This is a genomic window from Rhodanobacter sp. OK091 (genome assembly GCF_900142825.1).
Lineage (GTDB): Bacteria > Pseudomonadota > Gammaproteobacteria > Xanthomonadales > Rhodanobacteraceae > Rhodanobacter.
In genome coordinates this window covers 869,997-891,503 of the sequence record NZ_FRCH01000001.1, presented here as the reverse complement: position 1 = coordinate 891,503, position 21,507 = coordinate 869,997, and the positions used below count along the sequence as shown (strand labels likewise).

Sequence of the window (21,507 nt, the reverse complement as noted above, 5' to 3'; positions counted from 1 at the left end):
CTAACACGACTTCTCTGGCGTCATTGTTGAAAAAGCAGTTGACTGGCCAAGACCAAAAAAACAGCTCTTTTTACGGTTGGACTCGGTGGTTAATGCCGTGCCATATGAGCCCTAACCACTCGTTCAAGGCGGACGGCTACGCCTTCGCTTAACTCCAGCGTTAGCATCCTAGATCAGCATGACCGTACTCGTAGTGCTTCCCGGCCTAGATGGCACTGCCACGTTGCACTCCGCTTTTGCGGATGCCGTCCGCGCAGCATTCGACTCCATCGCGATCATTTCTTACCCACCAGACCAGATTCTCGACTACGTCGCGCTCGAAAGGCTTGTCAGAGATCAGTTGCCTTCCGTTGTACCGTTTGTGCTCCTCGGCGAGTCATTCTCGGGTCCCATTGCGCTTTCCATTGCCGCAAACCCGCCGTCCAATCTCGTCGGGGTTATCCTTTCTACAACCTTCGCAGAGTCGCCGGTGCCAATGTTCGGGCCGCTTGCGTCACTCACACGCTTCGCGCCGGTGCGAGCGATACCGTTGTCTTTGTTATCCTGGTGGCTGCTTGGCCGCTGGGCCACACCACAACTAGAAGCCGCGCTCCAAAATGCATTGCTCGCAGTCAGGCCAGCAGTTCTTCGGTCTCGGGTTGCTTCCGCTCTGCGGGCCAAGGCGTTAGTCAGCTGTCGCGCGGTCTCTTTGCCCGTTCTTTACCTCTGTGCCACAAATGACAGGCTGCTTGCGTGGCGTGCTGGCAGGCAAATTAGCGCAGCCATCGCGCACTGCACCACCGTAAACATTGCAGGACCTCATTTATTGCTCCAAGCTGTGCCACAAGCTTGCGCTCATGTCATCAGTGAGTTCGTATCTCGGCTTGGGTGCTAACAATTCGTCCAAGCGGGCGGGCCGCTTTACTCCAGCGCTAGGCATCCAATGAACAAAGAATCCGCAGGTTGGCTTACCCTTAGAATCATTGGCCTGCTAGCGCTTGGACGCGCTTTCTTATCGCTCCTGAGCGTGGCCGTCGATGCCTTCAACTTATCAAAGCTGTACACCGTCAATTACGAGTCACTCGCCGCTCGAACGGAGCAGCCCATTCTTTCAACCTGGGTTGGACTAGGCCTCGGTGTCGCTCAGATAATTTTCTTCGCGCTCTTCGCTTTCTACTTCCTCCGGAAAGGTCGTGCTGTTCATAGTCTTCTCATGCACGAACCTACCCGGTAGGCTCTGGCCTAACCGCTCATTCGAGCGGACGCACGAAAAGCCGCGTGCCGCTCAACCCCAGCGTTAGATTCAATCATGACAATCGATTCCAACGAGAGCATTGAGGCGGGGCTTCGGCGCATACGTGCCAGGCGACGTCAGGTGCTCGTTCTATTCAGCGGCTTCCTGCCGATCGTGTGGCTGAGTTCGTTGGTCGTCATCTCTGGGGCGGTGGGCAGCATCGTTATTGCGTGTTACATGGGGCTTCTCTTCTTTTCTGCTGTACTTAGCGGCTTCAGCAATTGCCCAAGGTGCGGAAACACGTTTTGCATGTCCTCATGGGCAAATCCTTTCGCACAGCGTTGCATGAACTGTGGCTTGCCGTTATCCGGAGAGCCGAAAGATGAAACCTCGGGCAACAATATCTAACTACTCGTTCAAGGCGGACGGCTTCGCTGCCGCTTAACTCCAGCGTTAGGCTTCGCAAAAGCAGATGATCGTAGCCATGATCCCTCATAAAGAATTCGGTGAACTTCGTCTGTCTCAGTTTTCTCCCGCATCTCAAATCGTTGCGTTGACCAACTGGGAGTTCATGGGGCGCACTTGGGTTGGTGAGGCCATCGGTTTTACTGGGTGGCTCAGGCCACAGAAACACCCAGGCCTGCTGCAGTCGCTTGCACTTGACTTAGGGGCACTCCACAAGGCCATTTACAGCGCTGTCTTTCGTCGCGTGGGTTTACCTCTACAAAGAGGTATGGCCATCGAGCAAATTACAACCGTGCTTGGCGAGCCTGTAGAAACACACAGGTTCGTAGCTGATCGAACAACCTACGAGTTTTTCTGGTTAGGCGTTGAGCCCTACAATGTTTCATGCACGGTCCTTGCACAAGGCGGGCTCACATACGTTGTGGTATCGGTTCCGTTTCGCAAAAGGCGTGTTGCCTAACTATGCGGTCAATCGGATCGCTGCGATGGGCCGCTGGTAAACTGACGGTCCTCGCGGCAGCGGCCGCTTAGCTCAAGCGTTAGCGCGCATGAATCAGCAACCTGCACTTGGGGTCACGGAAGAAATGGTTGCCGCTGCTGAAGCAGATCTAGGCTTTCGCTTTCCTGACGAACTACGAGAAGCGTGGAAATCGTATAACTGCAACGAAATTCGTGGTGGCTGGAGAATTTTTCCTATTTTTGATCCAACGAACCCACGAAAAACATGCAACAGCATCATCTATGAAAACCTCAAGGGCGTCTGGGGTAAAGAAGTGATGGCGCAAGGCCTTGTGTCAATAGCCGACAATGGCACGGGAAATCAACTCGTACTCAAAGTCGCTGCTATGCGCGCTGGGAACGAGGTTTTTCATTGGCATCATGAAACTCAGAAGCTTACCCTGTGGAAGCCTGGTCTCAGTTCAATCGTCGTTGCCGCTGCTAAGTCTCGTGCCGCAGTTATCCTGCTGCAGGAACGTTACGGGCGTGCGCACTAACTATTCCTTCAAGCGGACCGTTGTGACGGGTTGCGCTAACATGCTGCGCATCACGGCAGCGGCCGCTTAGCTCAAGCGTTAGACATCCAATGGACCGAGACGAAATCGCAGAGATCGTGATCGACGCAGCAGGTCAGCTGCACGTCGTTCCGGCGTCTCGTGCGTTTCCTTACATCTACCGTGAGGCAATGGAGGTTCATTGGGACCCGGAGCGTCACTCCTTGTACTCTCCGCCGCCACGCGAATGGTCATACGCGCGTTGGTTTCAGCAGATCCTCGTTGCGGCCAGAGAGCAAGGGTGCGAACTCTATCCAAATGCGGGCACAATTTGGCGTAGCGTGGCCGAGAGCACCAGAGCCGAGTTCTTGCAGGTGGCTACCAATAATGTCTAACTACTCGTTCAAGGCGGACGGCTACGCCGCCGCTTAACTCCAGCGTTAGGACTCTCATGCCGGTTAACGTCGTAGCCAAGCAGCAGCTCACAGTCGGCATCGAGGAGTTCGTTGAGGGTGCTGCTCCAGACGGCCCGTTCGCTGTGGTCTTTGAAGATGACGGAGACACTGGATACTTGTATGCGTTAGACCAGTCACAATCTGGTCAGTCCATCCAAGATGCCATGCACATCTACAACGTGGCCAACGTCACCGACAGGCATCTTCCTTCAGTGGTTGAGCTCGGCTGGTCCCCCGACAACTGCAAAGCGGTCTTGCTCATCAATGACTATGTTCACGCCATCTTCGACTTCTCAGCAAAGCGCGGTTACTGCCGCACAGGCTTCCCGCCTCCGTCGGAGAAGTGGCACGGCCACGACTGGGACGATTCCGCATTCAAGCTCTTCGCGGACGAGTCCTAGCCCCTCGTTTGAGGCGGACGGCGCCGCCGCCGCTCAACTCCAGCGTTAGATTTTATGAGCCTCGATGCACAAGGAAAGTCAATGCTAGGGCGCTTTCGTGAATGGCTTGGCGATTTCAGGATGGTTATAAACCGACGTGTCGGTGGCCAAAGGATTCCAACTTTCAGAGACAGCATCCCGAACCTTGCGCCCCTAGCCTTGCTCGTCTGGTTTTTCGCGGGCCATGAAATTTATCAGCGTGCTGCAATTTCGCTACAAGGGACCGTAGTCTCATCCGAGACCAGTTGTGTTCAGCCCTACAACAATCGGTGCGACACTACGTACGTCGTAGAAGCGCAAGATCAAACACGTTCCACTTATGTAGCTGGCCCAACTGACGAGTCCTTAGAGAGGCGCTTGCCCGTAGGTACTCTTATCCGCAAAGACAAGTGGGCACTCACATACTCAGTCAACAATCGACAAATCAGCGACTTTCCGATTGTGTTCTATGGCGGCCTGATGGCTTTCGGTGTTCTATGCGCGTTGTTCGGGCGCCCCTCGGCCAAAAAGCAAATCTAACATCTCGTTCAAGGCGGACGGCTACGCCGCCGCTCAATTCCAGCGTCAGATATCAGAACCCAACCAGTGGCTCGCACACATGTCAAACCAACAACGTCGCGCAACGCCCGTATCGCTTCCCATAGGGTCGGGAATTGCCAGGGCCTACGAATCGACGAATCTCGCAGACGCCTACTCGATCGAGCTTCCAACGGAAGCGTCTACCAATCCCGAACTGTTGGCGAGGTTCATCTTCTCCCACCAGGCACCGTGGGTCGGCAACCTCATGGCGGTCCGAGATGCCGTCGTCGGCAAGTTCGGCCTCAAGACTGCCAAGCAACTCACGTCACTTGGTGCGGCGAGCGGGGCAGGCCGTGTCGGCATCTTCAAGATCTACAGCACAAGTCCGACCGAAGTTGTCCTTGGAGAAGACGACAAGCACCTGGACTTCAGGCTTTCTGTCCTCTGTACCAATCAGCCGTCGCCGGGAGGCAAACGCCACTTGACTCTTTCAACCGTGGTCCATTGCCACAACCTCTCAGGCCGTCTCTATATTGGTGCCATCGCCCCGTTCCACCGATGGGTCGTTCAGTCCAGTCTCCGTCGGGCCGCTCGAATCGGCTGGCCGTCGGCCACGGAGGCGTGAGCCAAACTCCCGGTCACCATGCGCAGCCCACTGAGGTCTAACCCTTCCATCGAGGCGGCATCCACAAGCGGGCTTCGGCCACTTGCGGCCGCCCCTCATACCAAACGTTAGGCCGCGCATACAGCTTCAACGGAAGACAGTCATGACCACCGATACATTGTTCGAAGCCCTCGGGGGCGCCGCAGGTGTTCGTCGTCTTGCTCATGCGTGGCACGAGCGAGTCTTGGCTGACGAAGTCGTCGCACATGCATTCAGCCACGGATTCCATCCGCAACACACCGAACGCCTCGCGGCGTATTGGGGCGAAGCATGGGGTGGACCGCCGACCTACAGCGAGCAGTACGGCAGCGAGTCGTCGGTAGTTCGTATGCACAGCGGGAATGGGCCTCATGAAGAGATGGACCGCCGTGCGATCGCATGCTTTGACCAGGCGATGGATGACGTTGAGGTCGCCGACTCCACGCTCTGGCGAGTCCTGCACGACTATTTTGCGTGGGCCACTACGGTAAGCATGGCTGCGTACCCACAAAGGGCCGGCGACGTACCCGAGGGCCTCCGAATCCCTCGATGGTCATGGAACGGCCTGCAGGCATGATCGTGTCGGTGGCTGTCTGCTCCGAAGGCCATGACCCTGAGCTGGTCTGAGCAGCCAAGCGCAACTGTTCGTCTGAGTGCGGCCTAACTATGCACTCAAGCAGACCGTGTGGGAGGGAGTTTCCGGTGCAATCATGCATTGCGGCCCGCAAGGCCGCTTAGCTTAGGTGTTCAGCACAAGGAGGTGGGTATGCGATTCTTCGTTTCTGCAGCTACGACACTCGCAGGTGCTTTGGTAGCGGTGCTCCTGGCCATGCTCCTCTCACACGTGCTCAGTGTCGGTTTTCAACCGTGGGTTGCGATTTGCCTCGCAGTTGGTTGTGCTTTGGGCATAGGCCTCAAAGCCCAGTGGCAGCTATCTCGTAGTAGCGGTGCTGCATTGGTTGGTGTTCTTGCAGGGGTGGGCTATGTTATCGGCCTATTGTTGTCGGCGCATGCCTAACATCTCGTTCAAGGCGAACGGCTACGCCGCCGCTTAACTCTAGCGTTAGGGCCCTATGGACAGATCCTCGTACATCCAACAAACCAGAGTCGCCTTGGCGCATACGCGTCGCAAGCTGGTTCTATACGGTGCACCTCTTTCCGTTGTTCAACTGTCCATCGTCATCGTAGGTTTCATCGTTTTTCAGTCATACCCCGAAAGCGCTCCAATCTACTTTGCCATCGCTGCGCCCGCGTGCGTCGCGGTGATATGGCTCTGGGCCATCCCCATGCGCAGGGCATTTGCCCACAACGCTCCCCGTTGCTCTGCATGCCACAAGCCCGTAGGGTTGTTCACATGGCGTAGGGCCACGGCCAGCGGTCTATGCCCGCATTGCCATGAGGCGTTGTTCGGACCCTAGCCATTCGTTCAAGGCGGACGGCTGCGCCGCCGCTTAACTCCAGCGTCAGGGCACATCACATGTACGAGCGCGCAAATGAGGCTATCAATCAAGGCTTGAGCTTTGGTGCACGCCTTGTACTCGGCCTCGTGGCCGGGTTGTTTGGGGTCGTCATGTTTTTTGTCGCCCCTTCTGGTGCTGACCCTAAAGCCATCGGTTTCTACGGATTTGGCACGTTCTGCTTTCTCGTTGCCATTTCGTGCTTCACTTCCGGGCGCGTGAGGCAGTTCATCGGCAGCGTCATTGGCTGCACCATTTTCTCGGTTGGTGCAGCTTACCTACTAGCTGAGCTATCCGATGGCGTGCTTTGGTCTGGCAGTCGCGCTAATCCTTCTGCATACAATGCCGTCATGTACTTGATGCTTATCGGGATACCTGGTGTCGTCTACGCATACAAGGTGCGTTTTGGTTTTCGCAAAGCGCCTTAACCACTCGTTCAAGGCGGACGGCTACGCCGCCGCTTAACTCCAGCGTTAGGCTCAAGGAAGCTCACGTGCATCCGAAATCTTCAGCTTTCCGCCTTGTGACGTTGGGCATGTGTATCGTCGCATCCTCTGCACACGCGGCCGATCCGTGTTGGATCAAACACGCAACGCAGGAACACGGCGGCGCAAAGCTGGTTTTTCTGGAAGGTTATGAAAACGTGCCGCGGATTGTCACTCACAGCGACGGCACCCATAGCAAGGCAGTGAGCAGCCCAGACGGGTCCTTTATCCTTAAAGAGGGAGACACGGTATTACTGTCAGAGCTCTTGCATAGTTCTTGCGAAGTAAAGGTCGTCCGGCTACACGGAGCATCAGGGCTTCAACTAAATGGAAGCATCTGCATGCCTGGCTTCAAATGCGAGAGTTTCGGAAATTTCGCACCTTTTGGGCGCGCGTCCTCTGACATTGCAGGGTCTAACAACTCGTCCAAGCGGACGCGCTGACGCTCGCCGCTTAACTCCAACGTTAGATTGCAGGGGCAGTCTGTGAACAAGAAAAAGAATGGCGTAGGGGTGCGGGCGCGCAAGCAACGTCTCGAAAGAGATCGCAATAAGGCTGAGGAAATTCGCGCTCTAGCTCAGAAACATTCTCTCGGCACAAAGCAGAAGCTAGTCGAGGGTCTTCGCGCAAGAAGGGATGGTGCAAAGAAAGCAATTTCGAGTAGCGATGCGGTCAGCATGCAGCCCGTGAATAAGCCGGCAACAGTGCAGCCCTACTACGCTAGCAATCAGCTTGGCACCGGGAAGACTAAACGACGCTGCGTTGTCTGTGGCAAGAAAAAGATGATGTGGTCACACGAGCGCATGTGCATTGCTTGCAGGGTCCTGCCTGTAGCGGAGCGCAAGGTTAAACGTGCCCAGCATGGTGGTGGCCGTCGAAGGAGCATCTACACCGTCTCGGGTGGCCTTCCTTCGCTTGGCAAAGGCAACTAGCCGTAGCAATCTAACCACTCATTCGAGGCGGACGGCTTAGCCGCCGCTCAATTCCAGCGTTAGGCATCAAAGAGCACCATGGAAATCGAACGACAAAAAAGCCATACCTCTTGGGGTCAGCCCAGCGCGTTTGCCTGGTTCTTTGGGTGCAGCGCCGCCATCGGCCTGGCTGCTGCTGCCCATTGGCGAGCGCTAGACATCGCATTTGCTTTGGCGTGGCTGGCCTTTCTCGTGGTCGGGTCTTTTGTTGTCCTGTGGCGTGCCTGGAGACATCACGGCGAGCCCGGCACTGCAAAACTTGGGCAACTTGCTGCATTGCCTCGCAGCTGGCGGCAGTGGGTGCTTGGTGAGACCAAAGATGGTTCGGCCAAATAGCAAGCGAGCTGGCACGTTGCCTAACAACTCGTTCAAGGCGGCTTCGCTGCCGCTTAACTCATGCGTTAGCACTCACAGGGACGTTCGGCGCATATGAAGCTCTCAGAGAAAACACTCGAACTCAACATCTGCGCTCAAGTATCGCAACATGTGGGGAGCAGTAGCCGTCTGCTTTGGTTCGGGCTTACCCAAAAGCAAGAGGCCCGTGCCGGTTTCGATGCGTGCACCAAGTTGGGCGGCCGCCTGCTCATCTTTCAGTTCAAAGCATCGAATCGCGTGCTTAGATCAAGAGACCGCGTGTTCATGGCGCCGCACAACCAACTACTGGCATTGCGGCACCGAGCAGGATCTCACCGCCGTTCAATCTTCTACGCATTTCCTCTGGTTGGCACGACGGCAGAGCTAAGAGCAAACTCGGACTTGGTTTCTCAAACATGGCTTGTCGATGTCACCACACTTTCCTCGGTAGGCGCGCCAACCAAGTCCGACGGATCACTCCGAAAGAACAATTGCCACAACGTGTACGTCAAGCCCGGGAAGGCCGTTTTTCATTCCGATCCCGTGATAGTGGAAGCAACTGACTTCCGCGCACTCATACAACAGGGGTTCCCTGGTGCGGATGGAATTAACTGGACTTTCGAGGGCAGGTTTGAGCCCTTCTGGGAGTTCGCACGAGAGTTTTCAGCAGGGGCCCGCGGGTTAGTGCTCTGGTGAGCGCTAACAATTCGTTCAAGGCGGACGGCTTCGCCGTCGCTTAACTCCTGCGTTAGGTAGCTTTTCATGCTGAATTCTTTTGCGCATCAGATGCCCAGGCAGCGTCCAAAGCGCAGCTGTTGACACAGCTCGACGGCGATAGCAGACTCGGTCACAAGGAGCGTAGAAACTCCACACAGAGCGGTACCCACCTCCGACAAACCGGTGGGTTTTTTGTACCTGTTCGCAGGTGCAAGCCGACGTGATACCTGCGTCGGGAGGGCGGCTAATACAACACCCGCAAGGGGAATACGCCCGCCGGCTCTGTGCGGTTTCTAACCTCCCGACACCCCGTCCGTCGTCATGCCGTGGACGGGCACTTCGTGGAATAGGAGGCGACCATGTCGACGTTCGATGCGGATGATCTGGAAACGATGGGCTATTTCCTGCCGGAAGACAGCCAGCTGCGGCTGAAGAAGCTGCGCGAGTATGTGGAGTTTCTGGCCAACCTCGCGCGACCGCGCACGTCGGTCGAGGAAAAGGAGTGCTATGCGGAGATTCGCCCGGGCGAAGTGGCGGTCTGCCTGGAACTGCTGGAGGAGCAGATCGCTCAGGTGCTGAATGAACTCTCCTGGCCGGCCGAGCGTGGAGAGGCCGATGCGCACGCGAACGCGGAGGATTCCATCGAAGCCGCGGAACCGGCTGTCGCCGAGCCGGTCATGGACGAGGCCGGCAATCGCTGCCTCTTTGGCGTCACCCTGACTCAGCTCGACGACATCAACCTGCTGCTCGACAGCCTTCGGGCCCATGGCAACGTGGTGACCTGCAGCGATCATGCCGAGTTATCCGACGTCACACTGTCGATCATGGGCGACGCCATCGTCCGCGACGCGCAGAAGCTGCGCGACATCATCGACGACGTGAATGCGCAGCGGCTGGGACCATCGCACGGAGCGAAACCCGGCGTGCGCGAGGAACGTGCCACCTACCACGTACTACCCGCGCGTTTGCTCATGGGCCACACGTCGCACCTTGTGCGGCAGCTTCCGACCTATCAGTAGCGGAAGGGAGAGGGCAGGGACGGAGGCGCAAGTCGTGGGGTTTCCTCCGTCCGCTTCCCCCGGATGCGCACTGCAGCGAGTTGTCCGGGGCGTTGATCGGGAGTTAATAGGTGATCAAGCAGAGAATCGGTTGTGAAGGAGGTGGCGGCCAGTGCAAGAGCATGGCTGGAACTGCGCTTGCCGCTGCCGACTTCGGGTGGGAGTATCGTCGCTTGGCCGGCTCCACCGTGAAAGGCTAGCGGAACTAGATGGCGGGATTAGGCGGTGCGACCGGTAGAGCTCGTTGATTTGTGTAGGAAGCTCCTGATGGCCGCTACCCGATTTGTCGGGTTAGGCTGCGGGCTTAGGTTTCGATCAACAACCGAATTTAAGTTGGGCCGCGCTGCTTAACTCCAGCGTCAGGCAATGCATAGGCCGAGGGATTTGGAGGACCTCATGTTTGACCACGTTGTTTTCGGGGTCAGCGACTACGCTGAGAGCAAAACATTTTTTCTCAAGGCACTTGAGCCAATTGGCATGGCGGTGGTGTCGGAAGGGCCGCCCGGAGTTGAACTCAGCGCGGACGGTAAGTCTTCACTGTGTATCCGTAGAGCTGGGGAAAAGTCTGGGCATCTTCATCTAGCATTCACCGCCGAGAGTCGCGAGCAAGTCGAAGCTTTTTATCGCGCGGCACTGGAGGCTGGTGGCAAAGACAATGGTGCGCCCGGGCTGCGCCCCAGCTACACGGGAAAATACTATGCGGCCTTCGTCATAGGCCCCGACGGACACAATATCGAGGTCGTTTGCCACGAATCCGAGTCCTAACAGCTCGCTGCAGCCGACCGTTATCCCGCTACGCGGGTTGTCGGCGGCTGAACTCAAGCGTTAGGCGGCACGAGAAGCCACCATCGAGATGCGCATGGAGAAGAGAACTGCCTCCTGCTACTGCGGTCAGTTGAGTGTAGAGGTTCAGGGCGAACCTCAGGGTGTGGGTGTCTGCCACTGCCTGGCATGTCAGCGCCGAACCGGCAGCGTATTCGCTGCGCTCGCGGGCTTCCTGGCACCGTACAAGGTAACCGGCACCGCCACAGAGTTCGTTCGCACTGGCGATCAAGGGGCAAAGTTCAGATTTCGGTTCTGTCCGGTCTGTGGGTCAACGGTGTTTCACACCGAAGAGGGAAATGAGAGCAAGTGGGTCGCGGTAGCCGTTGGCGCGTTCGCCGACCCGAGCTTTCCGCCACCGCAGGATTCCGTGTACGACTGTCGCCGTCATCCTTGGGTGCAGCTGCCGCAAGGCGTGGTGGTATATGAGAAGGACCCCATGTGAGTTTCCAGCCACGTCTGGCCTTCGAGGCATAACGCCGCCTAACATCTCGCTCAAGGCGGACGGCTACGCCGCCGCTCAATTCCCGCGCTAGGCGCCACACAATCTCTCCCACCATGTACATCAGCTACGAAACACCATCACAGACGAGCACTCGCTTGGGCCAGGTCATAGCCAGTGCAGAGTTTGTCGTATACGACCAGCCATATACGTTCGTAGAGACGGACGTGAGTAGCTTCCCGAAAGAGTTGCTTACAACGGCTTTGGCATTCGTGAGGGATGAGAACGTCTGGAGCGCTCTTGTCCCGAGCGTTGAGCCTGAGCACGAAAAGTTCGTCGTGTTCAGCTTCCACTTCACGGAAAACCTCGACAACTCAGGGTTCGTCGGCTGGTTGGCATCGCATCTCAAAGTCGTACTTGGCACCGGCGTTTTGGTCATCTGTGGGCAGAACTCTCAGCGCGGAGGGATCTTTGACTATTGGGGCGCTCCGCTGTCGGTGGCAAGCCAGGTCATCGCCGAAATACGCAATCTGCGAGGCGAGAGAAGTGCCGCCTAATCTTTCCTTCAGGCGGACCCGCCTGCGGCGATCCGCTTAGGTCAAACGTCAGGTGGATCCGGCGTGAGCGGCATTGGCAATATCGTCGTCAAAATGTTTGCCACAAGAAAGATATGCCAGTTGTCATAGAGAACTGCATCCAGAGTCTGACGGCCGCCGAGCCGGCGAGCTAAGTGAGGGTTTCTGTATGAGCGTCGACGAGCAAATCAAAGAATATATTGCTGCTCAGCCTGAGCCGAAGCGCAGAGACATGAAGGAATTGCACCGCATCATTCTGAATGTCATGCCGAAATGTAAATTGTGGTTCCTGGATGGCAAGGACGATTCAGGTAAAACCGTTTCCAACCCTAATGTAGGGTACGGAACTCAGACGATTAAGTACGCGAACGGCGATGCCAGGGAGTTCTACCAGATTGGCATCAGTGCAAACACAACGGGAATTTCCGTCTACATCCTTGGAATCGAAGACAGGGGATACTTGGCGCAGGCATATGGAAAGAACCTCGGTAAGGCAAAAATAACGGGTTATTGCATTAAGTTCAAAACGCTGAGCGATATAAGTATGGAGGCACTTAAATCAGCCATGCGATATGGTATTGATCAGACAACCATCTAGCATGGTTGCCAGAACAGTAATTGCACATGTGAGTCGGCCGAGCTCACGCCGACTCGGACATAGCCATGACTATGCAGGACGGCTTCGTGGTCACGGTGCATACTGCACGCACGGACAGGTGTGACTGGCGAAAATCGGGATCCACCTCGCTATTCATTTCAGTGGGCCACGCTCCGCGTGGCCGCTAAATATAGGCGTTAGGTGTCATAAGCAGGAGGTCATCGTGGGAAGCCGATTTCAATCTACACGTGATGTCATCATTCGAACCGAGGCTTGGGCAGAAGCCACCAACTTCTATGGGTCGGTTCTCGGCCTCCCCGTCAGCTCCGAAAGCGAAACACTGATGGGTTTCGAGACGGGTGCCTTCTGCCTATATGTCGAAAAGGGTAAGGCGCACGGGCCGGTCTTCGAGTTTCTCGTGCCCGACGTTCAAGCCGCGAAGAGTCGACTTGTCGCAGCCGGCTGCACTGTCCTGGAAGAAAATGCCTCTATGCCTCGTTGCTACATGCGAGATCCCTATGGCATCGTGTTCAACATAGGTCTGTCTAACCACTCCTCCAAGCGAACGCGCGTACCGCACGCCTCATAACTTAGGCGGTCACTATTTATTCAAGACATGGGGCGTTGGCCGGGCATGAAGATCGAGCTTCCAGAGTTTGCGGAGGAATACAGTTTTCGCGAACGCGTTCGGCTGTGTGCCGTTGGCCTCGTCATCGGCGGGGTGTTTGTTCTACTGTGGAAACTCTGGCTTCTGCCTGCGTTCGCTGCATTTGCTGTATCAGCCCATTGTCGTAGCGTGTTCGGTATGGCTGGTACCACTGTTCTCTGGTACGGGCTGTTCGTTGGTTTCCCGCTCTTTCTGGCGTTGGTTTTCGCCTGCGTAGAGGGTCGGCATGGCGTCAAGATCTTGCGCGATGGGCAGTCTCCGCCGATGGGTGTCAAGGTTTTGCGTCCTACGCGCATCAAACGAGGGGCTGCGGCACGGCGCGTTGGCTATCTTCGCTTGTTGGCATTTACTCCGTTTGTAGCCATTGCCATTTGGGGTTTCTTTCAGGCCGAGTCGCTTTCCCATCGGTCGCAGCTCGTACACCCTGCGTGTGCGGCCAAGCAGTGATCCAGGCGGACTGCTGTGCCGCTGCCTGACTCCCGCGTTATGCGTCTCGCACTTGGAGAACCCCATGAAGCCGTCGCTCTTATTGCGCATCGCATCGATCATCACTTTGCTATTTGCCGTGGGACATACCGCGGGTGGACTCAGCTTCTGGTCTCCCGCGGGAGAGACGGAGGTGCTTCGCGCGATGAGGTCGTTTCACTTCGATGCCGCGGGTGTTAGCCGAACCTACTTGGATTTCTATCTGGGCTTCGGTTTCATTACTAGCGCCTACCTGCTTGCACAGGCGGTCGTTCTCTGGCAATTGGCGTCGATGGCAAAGACTGACCAATCCCAGGTTCGTCCACTGATAGGATCGTTCTTGCTTGTGTCCGTCGCGTCCGCATTCCTGTCCTGGAGGTTTATCTTTCTGCTGCCTGTCGTCTCGTTCACCGCTGTTGCGGTTTGCCTTGGGCTGGCGTTCTACGCCGCGGGGAAACGCAATGGCGCCTGACCCCTCGGTCGAGCGGACATCCAGCGACAGGGCAGGTTTGCGCACGCCGGCAAGTTCGGTGGCGCCGTTGGCTATCGCTCACCATCAAACGCTGGGCCGCGTATTTCGGAGCACGGATGGCCACTGAGGGAGTCGACAAGATGCTTGTACGCCTTGCCTGGGGGCAAGGCGTTTTGTTTGCTTTTATCGCATGTGTGGCGACTTACTTCCGGGGATTCCAGCCAGAGGTCATTGTGGGCTGGATTGCGCTAATCATCCTCACTCTGCTCGGCCTATGCACCGGGTACGGCGTGTCCAGAAAAATCCAGGCAGGCGGCTCTTTCGTTCTGGCGGCACTCTTCCTGGTGGCCTCAACTATACGACGGGATAGTTGGGGTATCGATCGGGGCGATCTTCAGGATATGGCTATTGGCGCGGCATCTCTTGCCGCTTGGCTCCTAGCTTTTGATGCGAGAACCGGTGAGCCAGTGCGTCTTTTGGGCCATGTTGCTGGGGCCCTTGCCGCGTTGCTAATGCTCATCCTTTGCGGGATGCTCATTAGCGCTACCGCGCTCAGTCAGACGGACCCGCTAAAAGCGGTTCTCGTTGCGTCGATTCTCGCTGCGCTATATGACTTGTCGGGTCCCAAATGGAAGGCGCCCTTGGCGATCGTCGCCGGCATAGTCATCGTGGCCGTTGTAGTCCACATCGCGCCACGTACAGCCTAACAAGGCGTTCCAGCCATGCGAGCGAAGAGCATCCTTAACTCAGGCGTTAGACTTCGATGACGATCGACATCACTCATGCGGAATCGGACGACGAGATTGCTGCGACCTTTGATGTCATGCAGCAACTTCGGCCACATCTCGAGAACAGTCAGTACATTTCAACGATCCGTAGCCTCATGGCAAGTGACGGACTCAGGCTTCTGGTGCTTTCGGAGCAGGGGACGGTTCGGGCTGTGGCTGCGTACCGGGTCATGAACATGCTGTACTGCGGGAGCCTGATTTACATAGATGACCTCGTTGCGGATGAGCGCGTACGTTCACGTGGCTACGGTGCGCAGCTAATCGCCAGACTCAAAGACGAGGGGCGTGCGCTTGGTTGTACCGAGGTCCAACTGATCTCGCGGGTTACGCGAGAACAGGCGCACCGGTTCTACTTCCGCGAGGGCTTTGGCATGGAGTGCTTCCACTTTCGCGCCAAGCTTCCGTAGCAAAGAGAGTGCTCTCATGGACCTTCTGGTAAATATCGACGTTGAAGATCTTGATCGTGCGATCAAGTTCTACACGAGCGCATTCGACCTGAAGGTCGGGCGCCGATTTGGTGTGGACGGCACCGAACTTCTTGGTGGGTCAGCGCCGATCTATCTTCTGGTCAAGGCGGCGGGAAGCCAGGCATCGGGTGCGTCGAGTCAGACGCGGGACTACAGGAGGCATTGGACCCCTGTGCATCTCGACATCGTCGTCGATGATGTTGATGTGGCTGTCCAACGTGCGCTGAGTGCTGGCGCGAAGCTCGAACATGCAGTCCGATCCAGCAACTGGGGAAAGTTGGCGCTCATGTCCGATCCGTTCGGACACGGTTTCTGTCTTGTGCAGTTCGTCGGTAGAGGTTACGACGAAATTGCCACGTCGCTGTAGAACCGCTTAGCATCTCACCGGTTCAGCATCCATGCCTGCCGATTCGCCGCTTGGCTCAAACATCTGGAGGGCTTCATGATTTATCGCATGTGGCACGGACGTACCCCGCGTTCAAAAGCGGATGAGTACGCAAGTTTCCTCGAGCGAAGGGCCATTCCGGACTATCGCTCGGTGCCCGGAAACTTGAGTGTGGCCGTACTGCGTCGGGACGATGGTGACACCACCCATTTCCTGACCGTGACCTATTGGGAATCCGAAGATTGCGTGCGCCGTTTTGCCGGCGACGACGTACTCAAGGCCAAATACTATCCTGAAGATCAAGACTATCTTCTGGAGTTTGAGCCGCTCGTCCAGCACTACAGCGTGATCGCCAAGGAAGATGCGGTCTAATCATCCATTCGAGCCGAAGGTGCTTTGCGGTTCGGCTTGATCCATGCGCCAGGCCCGGCATCCGATGGTGCGCACACTCAAAGCAGGTCTCGTCTACTTTGCGCTTGTCTTCGCGGCGGTTTTCCGTTGGGTCTCGTGCGCGTTCCGCTGCTGGTTCCGCGCCTGGGCGTTCGCTTCGCCGAGCTGCTCGAAATGCCGCTCATGCTGCTGGTCATCGTGTGCTCTGCACGCTATGTGGTGCGCCGCTATCGGCTGTTGCACTGGCGGTCCCGTCTTCTTGTCGGTGTTATTGCGCTGTCGCTGCTCGCCGCGGCCGAACTGCTGTTCGTTGCGCTACTGCAGGGGCAAACGCCCGCCCAGTATGTTGCGTCCCGAGATCCCGTATCGGGCGCCGTGTACCTGGCCATGCTTCTGTTGTTCGCAGCCATGCCCGCGTGGCGATGGCGAACGGCACGGGCCTGACCATCCATTCGGGCCGGAGCCGCTTCGCCGCCCGGTCGATCCGAGCGGCGCGGTCTTACAGCATGCGCAGCAATTCCTTCATCAGCGGCAGCCGGCGCACGCGCACGGCACTGGCGCGGAAGACCGCGTTGGCCAGTGCCGGAGCGGCGGTCGGCATCGCGAGGAAGCTGGCGCCGGCGGGCGGGCGGTCATCGGCGGGCACGACGATGACTTCGACCGCGTTCGGCAGCTGCGCCATGCTGGCCAGCGGATAATCCTTGTAGTTGTGTTGCTGGATCAGACCATCCTTGAACGTGATGGCGAGGTTCAGGGCAGTGGACAGCGCATCGAGCGTGGCGCCGGCGAGCTGACCTTCGAGACCCAGCGGGTTGATCACGCGGCCGACATCGGCGGCACAGACCACGCGCTGGATGACCAGCTTCTGGTTCTGCATCGCCACCTCGATGGCATGGGCCACGTAGGCACCGTCGATGTGCCAGCAGGCGATGCCGAGTCCGTTGACGCTGTGCAGCCAGTTCTTCCATTCGATCCGGTCGGCGACCAGCTTCAGCACGTTGGCCAGCCGACCGGTATTGAACGTGCCGCCGACGCTCAGCGGCAGCTCGCGCGGCTCACCGAGCATGCGCAAGTGGGTGACCAGCGGATCCTCTTTCATACTGTGCGCGATTTCGTCGATGAAGCTTTCCACCGCAAACGCATTGCTGGTGTGCGGCATGCCGCGCATCGGGCCGCGCGGCATCGCCGAGTTCAGCGCGTACCAGTCGCTGCGATAGTTCGGCACCAGCGCGGCGGGCAGCTGGTCGGCGTGCAGTTCGGACGTCCATAGCCGGTTATCCGGCGTGTTGCGATGGGCCAGCGCGGAGGCGCTCGCCATGCGCTGGTTCCAGCCGAGCAGCTGGCGTTTGCGGTCGAGGACCACGCTCAGGTGGTGCACGCTGCCGGACTGGTAATAGTCGTGGTCGAAGTCCTCCTCGCGCGTCCACATGAGGCGCACCGGCTTGTCGACGGCCTTGGCCACCATCACGGCCTCGGCCACGTAGTCGTGATCGAGCCGGCGGCCATAGCCGCCGCCGACGCGGGGCACCCGGATATCGATCTGCGCGGGACTCAGGCCGGTCAGGCGCTGCACCACCGCCCATGCTTTCTGCGGCGCCTGGGTCGGCACGACGAGGCTGGCGCGATCCTTGTCCAGCCGCACCAGGCAATTCATCGGCTCGGCGGTGACGTGCCCCAGCCACGGCTGGAAATAAGTGGCCTCGAGCCGGCGCGCGGCTTTCTTGCCGGCGGCTTCGACGTCGCCATCGTTGCGCACGCGCGTAGTGGGATCGGTTTTGCCGGCGAGCAACGCGCTGGCCTGCTGTTCCAGCGCGTTGCTGCTTTCGCCGCCGCTGGCGCCGGGTTTCCATTCGAGCTTGAGTTTCTCGCGGCCTTGCAGCGCCGACCAGGTGTCTACGGCCAGCACCGCCACCGCCGGCGCGATCACGGTGCTGCCCAGCGGCTGGCCGGGCTCGGGTTTCAACTGCACCACTTTCAGCACGCCTTTGACGGCGAGCGTATCGGTGGTATCGATTTGCGCCAGCGTGCCGTCTGGCCACGGGCAATGCGCCAGCACGGCGATCAGCTCGTCGCCGTAATGTTCGTCGATCGCATAGCGGGTCAGGCCGGTGACGATGGCGCGTGCGTCGACATCGCCGACCGGCTTGCCGATCAGGTGATAGTTCGCGGCATTTTTCAACAGCGGCACGCTGGCGGGCAGGGCGATCTTGCTGGCGTCCGCGGCGAGGCTGCCGTAGGTGAAGCGGCGCCCGTCCGGCGCGATCACCGTGCCGGCATCGCAACGCAGATTGCTGGCCGGTAAGCCGAGTCGACGCGCCGCGGCCTGCAGCAGCAGCCAGCGCGCGAGCGCGCCGACATGGCGCAGGTCGTTCCAGGCGGCGGGGATCGAGCCGCCGCTGCCGCCGATCTGGCGTCCGTAGGTCCAGCGCGGCTGGCCGTTGTTGTCGGTCACGCCGAGGCCGAGCGATACCACGCTGACGCGGTTCCAGTCGGCGTCGAGTTCGTCGGCGATGATACGCGGCAGTGAAGTGGCGACGCCGGTGCCGGTGTCCGGATCGCGCGCGCCGATCAGCACGTTGCCGTCGGCATCGATGCGCACGTAGGCGCCGAGGTCGTTGAAGGTGTCGCCGAGCATGGCCAGCGGCAGCGGTGCATCGGCGGCATCGGCCATGCGGATACCGACAACCAGCGCACCGGCGGTGCCGGCCAGCACCTGCAGGAAACGGCGGCGCGACAGCCGGATCTGATTGTGGACCGTAGTGCGATCGTTGCTCATGGCTGGCCCGCCTTGCCGGCGGCGACGCGCTTGATGGCGCTGCGCACGCGGGTCTGGCAGCCGCAGCGGCACAGATTGGGCAGGCGATCGATATCGTCATCGCCAGGATTGGGCTTGCGCCTGAGCAGGTCGACCGCGGCGATCAGCCAACCGGGGGTGCAGTAGCCGCAGCCGATCGCGTCCTCATCGACGAAGGCTTGCTGGACCGGATGCAGGCTGCCGTCGTTGCCGGCCAGACCTTCCACGGTCACGACTTGCCTGCCGGCCAGTTTGGTCATCGGCTGGTCGATCGCGGACACCGCCTTGCCGTCGAGCAGCACCAGGTCGGCGCCGTTCTGGCCGTGCTCGCCACCGTACTTGGTGCCGGTCAGGCGCAGCACGTCACGCAGGTACCACAGCAAGGGCATCTGCGGATCGCCGGTGTGGCGGTAGTGTTCGCCGTTGATCTCGAGATCAATGCCGTCGCGTATCTTCTCGGGCACGATACTGCTGTCCGAAGTGACCGTCACGGCCTGGGCTTGCACGGGCGCCATCCATCATCTCCTCACGAATCTATCCGCACATTGTGGCATTGCTGCCGTCCGCTTAGGGGTGCGCGCGACTGAACAGGCGACGCCAGACCGCGTAGACAGGCACGCCGGCGGCCATGATCAGCGCGCCGATACCGGCATTGCGCGGGTTGTCGCGCATGGTCATCACTACCACCCATGCCACCGTGCCGACGAACAGCAGCGGCAGCCACGGGTAGCCCGGTACCTGGAAGCTCGCCGTGGCGCCATCGCGGCGGCGATACCAGAACAGCGTGGCGACACCGATGGCGCAGGCCAGCCAGTCGCCGAACGTGGCGTAGTCCAGCAACTGGCCGTAGCTGCCCGACAGCGCCAGCACGATCGCCCAGCCCGACAGCAACAGCAGTGCGATGTTCGGCGTGCGATAACGCGGGTGCAGCCGCGCCACCGCGCGGAAGAACAGGCCGTCCTCGCCCATCACCTGCAGCACACGCGCACCGGCGACCAGGGTGATGTTGCAGAAGCCCAGCGTGGAAATCGCCACGCCCAGCGCGATCAATCTGGCGCCGAGCGGACCGAACACCTGCTGCATCACGTCGGCTGCCGGCGCATGGCTGGCGGCGAGGCCGTCATGGCCGAGCACGGCCAGATAGGCCACGTTGACCAGCACGTAAGCGACGATCACCAGCAGCATGCCGAGCGTCAGCGCGCGGGGCAGCGTGCGCTGCGGATCGCGCACCTCGCCAGCGAGGTTGTTGAGATAGGTGAAACCGGAATACGCGAACAGCACCGGCAACGCGGCGCCGATGAAGCCGACGCCGCTGCGCGCCGGATCGACGGCCAGCACCTGGCCGTGGCCGGCGCCGGCGAGAAACAGGCCGCACACGACCAGCACCGCCACCGCCAGCAGCTTGAGCAGGGCGAACAGGTTCTGGATCTGTGCGCCCAGGCGAATGCCGAACAAATTGATGCCGCCGACGAAGACCAGCGCGCCGACCGTCAGCGGCAGCGCCATGGCCGGCGGCAGACCGAACGCCGCCGCGGCGTAGCTGGCGAAGATCGTGGCGACCGCCGCGCTGGAGCCGGAATAGATCACCAGCAACATGGTCCAGCCGAAAAGGAACCCGGCCAGCGGCCCGAAGGCCTCGCGCAGGTAGACATAGGTGCCGCCCGCGTGCGGTCGGCGTGCGCCGAGCTCGGCATAGCACAGCGCGCCGATCAAGGTGAGCACGCCGGCGCCGGCCCACAGCAACAGCAGCGCCAGGCCCGATTCCGTGCGTTGTGCGGCGATGCCGGGATTGAGAAAAATGCCGCCGCCGATGATGCCGCCGACCACGATCAGAGCGGCATCCCACGGGCGCAGGCTGCGGAGGTAGGTGGTGGGTGAAGTGGGGGCTGGCATGGAACCGGTCATGGGGGCGATCGCGGCAGCATGGCGGCCCGCGGCGTATCCGGCAAGACGGGGCCGCTCAGCGAATGTCCTGAAGCAGCAGTTCGCCGCGCACGCCGATCGCACAGGCGCCGCCGATGGTGATGGCCGAGCCGATCGGGTCCACGCTCACCTCGACGCAGCCATCGCGGCCGACCTCGCGGCCCTGGCTGGCGCGATAACGCTGGCCGTACGCGGACAATCCGCCGGTGGCCTGCAAGTACGCGGCAATGGCGGCGTTCGCGCTGCCGGTGACCGGATCTTCGGGTATGTTTTCGGAGGGACAGAACGCACGCACGGCCATCGCCGCGGCGCCATCGCGCTCATGGCCGAAGACGCATACCCCGAGTGCCGATGCCTGTTCGCAGGCACTGGCGAGGGCGATGAAGTCGGGGTGCAATCCACGCACCACGGACGCTTCGCGCATGTCGCAGACGATCCAGCGCGGGCCGTTGTCGACAAGGCGTATCGTGGCCGGATCCAGCGGAGCGTGCAGGGCGGCGGCCAGTTTGTCGGTCAAGTCCGCAGCGCCAGGCGCGATCCGCGCCGGTGGTGCCTGCACGTGGATGATCCGCGCCGGGCCGGTGCCGACGACCTGCACCGGCAGCAGGCCGGCAGCGCACTCCTGCACCAGCGACGCCTTGCCGCTTTCCACCAAGCCATGATCGATCGCCGCATAGGCGCTGCCCACGCTGGGGTGCCCCGCGAACGGCAGCTCCTGATGGGTGGTGAAAATACGCACGCGATAATCCGCCGCCGGCTGGGTCGGCGGCAGCAGGAAGGTCGTCTCGGAGAGATTGGTCCAGCGCGCGATACGCTGCATGGTGTCGGTGTCCAGCCCCACGGCATCGAGCACCACAGCCAGCGGATTGCCGTCAAACAGACGGTTCGCAAAGACGTCCAGTTGCAGAAAACGGAGTCGACGGGTCATGGGAGCGCCAGGGGAAGCACCC

Annotated in this window: 25 protein-coding genes; 21 read left to right on the top strand and 4 right to left on the bottom strand. The window is 59.5% G+C overall.

The genetic code is table 11. The features are described 5' to 3' along the window. Nucleotides 1-1,685: 1,685 nt before the first annotated feature. The 21 genes from BUA26_RS20020 to BUA26_RS04210 all read left to right on the top strand — a co-directional run bounded on the left by BUA26_RS20020 (nt 1,686) and on the right by BUA26_RS04210 (nt 16,284). On the top strand, nt 1,686-2,138 hold the full coding sequence (locus tag BUA26_RS20020; protein ID WP_143154167.1) for a hypothetical protein: 453 nt from the start codon (nt 1,686-1,688) through the stop codon (nt 2,136-2,138). 88 nt (nt 2,139-2,226) lie between these two features. Further along, the gene (locus BUA26_RS04300) at nt 2,227-2,673 is read left to right on the top strand and encodes an SMI1/KNR4 family protein (RefSeq protein WP_083572864.1); all 447 of its coding nucleotides are present in this window, start codon (nt 2,227-2,229) and stop codon (nt 2,671-2,673) included. Nucleotides 2,674-3,121: 448 nt separating this feature from the next. Next, nucleotides 3,122-3,526: a DUF2251 domain-containing protein gene (locus tag BUA26_RS04290; protein ID WP_072758188.1), complete on the top strand. Its 405-nt coding sequence runs from the start codon at nt 3,122-3,124 to the stop codon at nt 3,524-3,526. Between the two features lie 637 nt (nt 3,527-4,163). Continuing rightward, nucleotides 4,164-4,709 (top strand): DUF2867 domain-containing protein, encoded by a 546-nt coding sequence (locus BUA26_RS04285; RefSeq protein WP_072758186.1) that lies wholly within the window; start codon nt 4,164-4,166, stop codon nt 4,707-4,709. Nucleotides 4,710-4,851: 142 nt separating this feature from the next. Further along, entirely contained in the window at nt 4,852-5,304 is a 453-nt protein-coding gene (locus tag BUA26_RS04280; protein ID WP_072758183.1) for a group II truncated hemoglobin, read from the top strand. Between the two features lie 900 nt (nt 5,305-6,204). Further along, complete coding sequence (locus BUA26_RS04275; protein ID WP_072758181.1) at nt 6,205-6,612, top strand: hypothetical protein; 408 nt, start codon at nt 6,205-6,207, stop codon at nt 6,610-6,612. Between the two features lie 542 nt (nt 6,613-7,154). Continuing rightward, nucleotides 7,155-7,601: a hypothetical protein gene (locus BUA26_RS20015; protein ID WP_143154166.1), complete on the top strand. Its 447-nt coding sequence runs from the start codon at nt 7,155-7,157 to the stop codon at nt 7,599-7,601. Between the two features lie 78 nt (nt 7,602-7,679). Next, nucleotides 7,680-7,976, top strand: a complete 297-nt coding sequence (locus tag BUA26_RS20010; protein ID WP_143154165.1) for a hypothetical protein — start codon at nt 7,680-7,682, stop codon at nt 7,974-7,976. A gap of 93 nt (nt 7,977-8,069) precedes the next feature. Beyond that, the gene (locus tag BUA26_RS04270; protein WP_072758179.1) at nt 8,070-8,690 is read left to right on the top strand and encodes a hypothetical protein; all 621 of its coding nucleotides are present in this window, start codon (nt 8,070-8,072) and stop codon (nt 8,688-8,690) included. A 380-nt stretch (nt 8,691-9,070) separates the two neighbouring features. Further along, the gene (locus BUA26_RS04265) at nt 9,071-9,730 is read left to right on the top strand and encodes an XAC0095 family protein (RefSeq protein WP_072758178.1); all 660 of its coding nucleotides are present in this window, start codon (nt 9,071-9,073) and stop codon (nt 9,728-9,730) included. A 435-nt stretch (nt 9,731-10,165) separates the two neighbouring features. Next, nucleotides 10,166-10,534 (top strand): VOC family protein, encoded by a 369-nt coding sequence (locus BUA26_RS04260; RefSeq protein ID WP_072760014.1) that lies wholly within the window; start codon nt 10,166-10,168, stop codon nt 10,532-10,534. 88 nt (nt 10,535-10,622) lie between these two features. Then, nucleotides 10,623-11,036, top strand: a complete 414-nt coding sequence (locus BUA26_RS04255; protein ID WP_343124218.1) for a GFA family protein — start codon at nt 10,623-10,625, stop codon at nt 11,034-11,036. A gap of 113 nt (nt 11,037-11,149) precedes the next feature. Beyond that, the gene (locus BUA26_RS04250; RefSeq protein WP_072758176.1) at nt 11,150-11,590 is read left to right on the top strand and encodes a DUF6196 family protein; all 441 of its coding nucleotides are present in this window, start codon (nt 11,150-11,152) and stop codon (nt 11,588-11,590) included. A gap of 187 nt (nt 11,591-11,777) precedes the next feature. Beyond that, nucleotides 11,778-12,206: a DUF1801 domain-containing protein gene (locus tag BUA26_RS04245; protein ID WP_072758174.1), complete on the top strand. Its 429-nt coding sequence runs from the start codon at nt 11,778-11,780 to the stop codon at nt 12,204-12,206. A gap of 634 nt (nt 12,207-12,840) precedes the next feature. Next, nucleotides 12,841-13,320, top strand: coding sequence for a hypothetical protein (locus BUA26_RS04240; RefSeq protein ID WP_072758172.1), 480 nt, complete (start codon nt 12,841-12,843; stop codon nt 13,318-13,320). Nucleotides 13,321-13,384: 64 nt separating this feature from the next. Next, nucleotides 13,385-13,810, top strand: a complete 426-nt coding sequence (locus BUA26_RS04235) for an LIC_13387 family protein (RefSeq protein ID WP_072758170.1) — start codon at nt 13,385-13,387, stop codon at nt 13,808-13,810. A gap of 140 nt (nt 13,811-13,950) precedes the next feature. Further along, nucleotides 13,951-14,517, top strand: a complete 567-nt coding sequence (locus BUA26_RS04230; protein WP_143154164.1) for a hypothetical protein — start codon at nt 13,951-13,953, stop codon at nt 14,515-14,517. Between the two features lie 56 nt (nt 14,518-14,573). Then, nucleotides 14,574-15,005 carry a GNAT family N-acetyltransferase gene (locus BUA26_RS04225; protein WP_083572863.1) on the top strand — a complete coding sequence of 144 codons (432 nt, stop codon included), beginning with the start codon at nt 14,574-14,576 and terminating at the stop codon, nt 15,003-15,005. A gap of 16 nt (nt 15,006-15,021) precedes the next feature. Further along, complete coding sequence (locus BUA26_RS04220; protein WP_072758166.1) at nt 15,022-15,432, top strand: VOC family protein; 411 nt, start codon at nt 15,022-15,024, stop codon at nt 15,430-15,432. Between the two features lie 75 nt (nt 15,433-15,507). Next, nucleotides 15,508-15,822: an antibiotic biosynthesis monooxygenase family protein gene (locus tag BUA26_RS04215; protein ID WP_072758164.1), complete on the top strand. Its 315-nt coding sequence runs from the start codon at nt 15,508-15,510 to the stop codon at nt 15,820-15,822. Nucleotides 15,823-15,957: 135 nt separating this feature from the next. Continuing rightward, on the top strand, nt 15,958-16,284 hold the full coding sequence (locus tag BUA26_RS04210; RefSeq protein WP_218587772.1) for a hypothetical protein: 327 nt from the start codon (nt 15,958-15,960) through the stop codon (nt 16,282-16,284). Nucleotides 16,285-16,339: 55 nt separating this feature from the next. Here the strand turns inward: BUA26_RS04210 and BUA26_RS04205 are convergent, their stop codons facing one another. The 4 genes from BUA26_RS04205 to BUA26_RS04190 are packed head-to-tail and all read right to left on the bottom strand — an operon-like array spanning nt 16,340 to nt 21,485. Continuing rightward, nucleotides 16,340-18,616, bottom strand: coding sequence for a xanthine dehydrogenase family protein molybdopterin-binding subunit (locus BUA26_RS04205; protein ID WP_072758162.1), 2,277 nt, complete (start codon nt 18,614-18,616; stop codon nt 16,340-16,342). Continuing rightward, nucleotides 18,613-19,149: a (2Fe-2S)-binding protein gene (locus BUA26_RS04200; RefSeq protein WP_072758161.1), complete on the bottom strand. Its 537-nt coding sequence runs from the start codon at nt 19,147-19,149 to the stop codon at nt 18,613-18,615. Before BUA26_RS04200 ends, BUA26_RS04205 begins: the two co-directional genes overlap by 4 nt. 52 nt (nt 19,150-19,201) lie before the next feature. Then, nucleotides 19,202-20,539, bottom strand: a complete 1,338-nt coding sequence (locus BUA26_RS04195; protein WP_255368155.1) for an APC family permease — start codon at nt 20,537-20,539, stop codon at nt 19,202-19,204. Nucleotides 20,540-20,594: 55 nt separating this feature from the next. After that, complete coding sequence (locus tag BUA26_RS04190) at nt 20,595-21,485, bottom strand: PhzF family phenazine biosynthesis protein (protein ID WP_072758158.1); 891 nt, start codon at nt 21,483-21,485, stop codon at nt 20,595-20,597. Between the last annotated feature and the right edge of the window lie 22 nt (nt 21,486-21,507).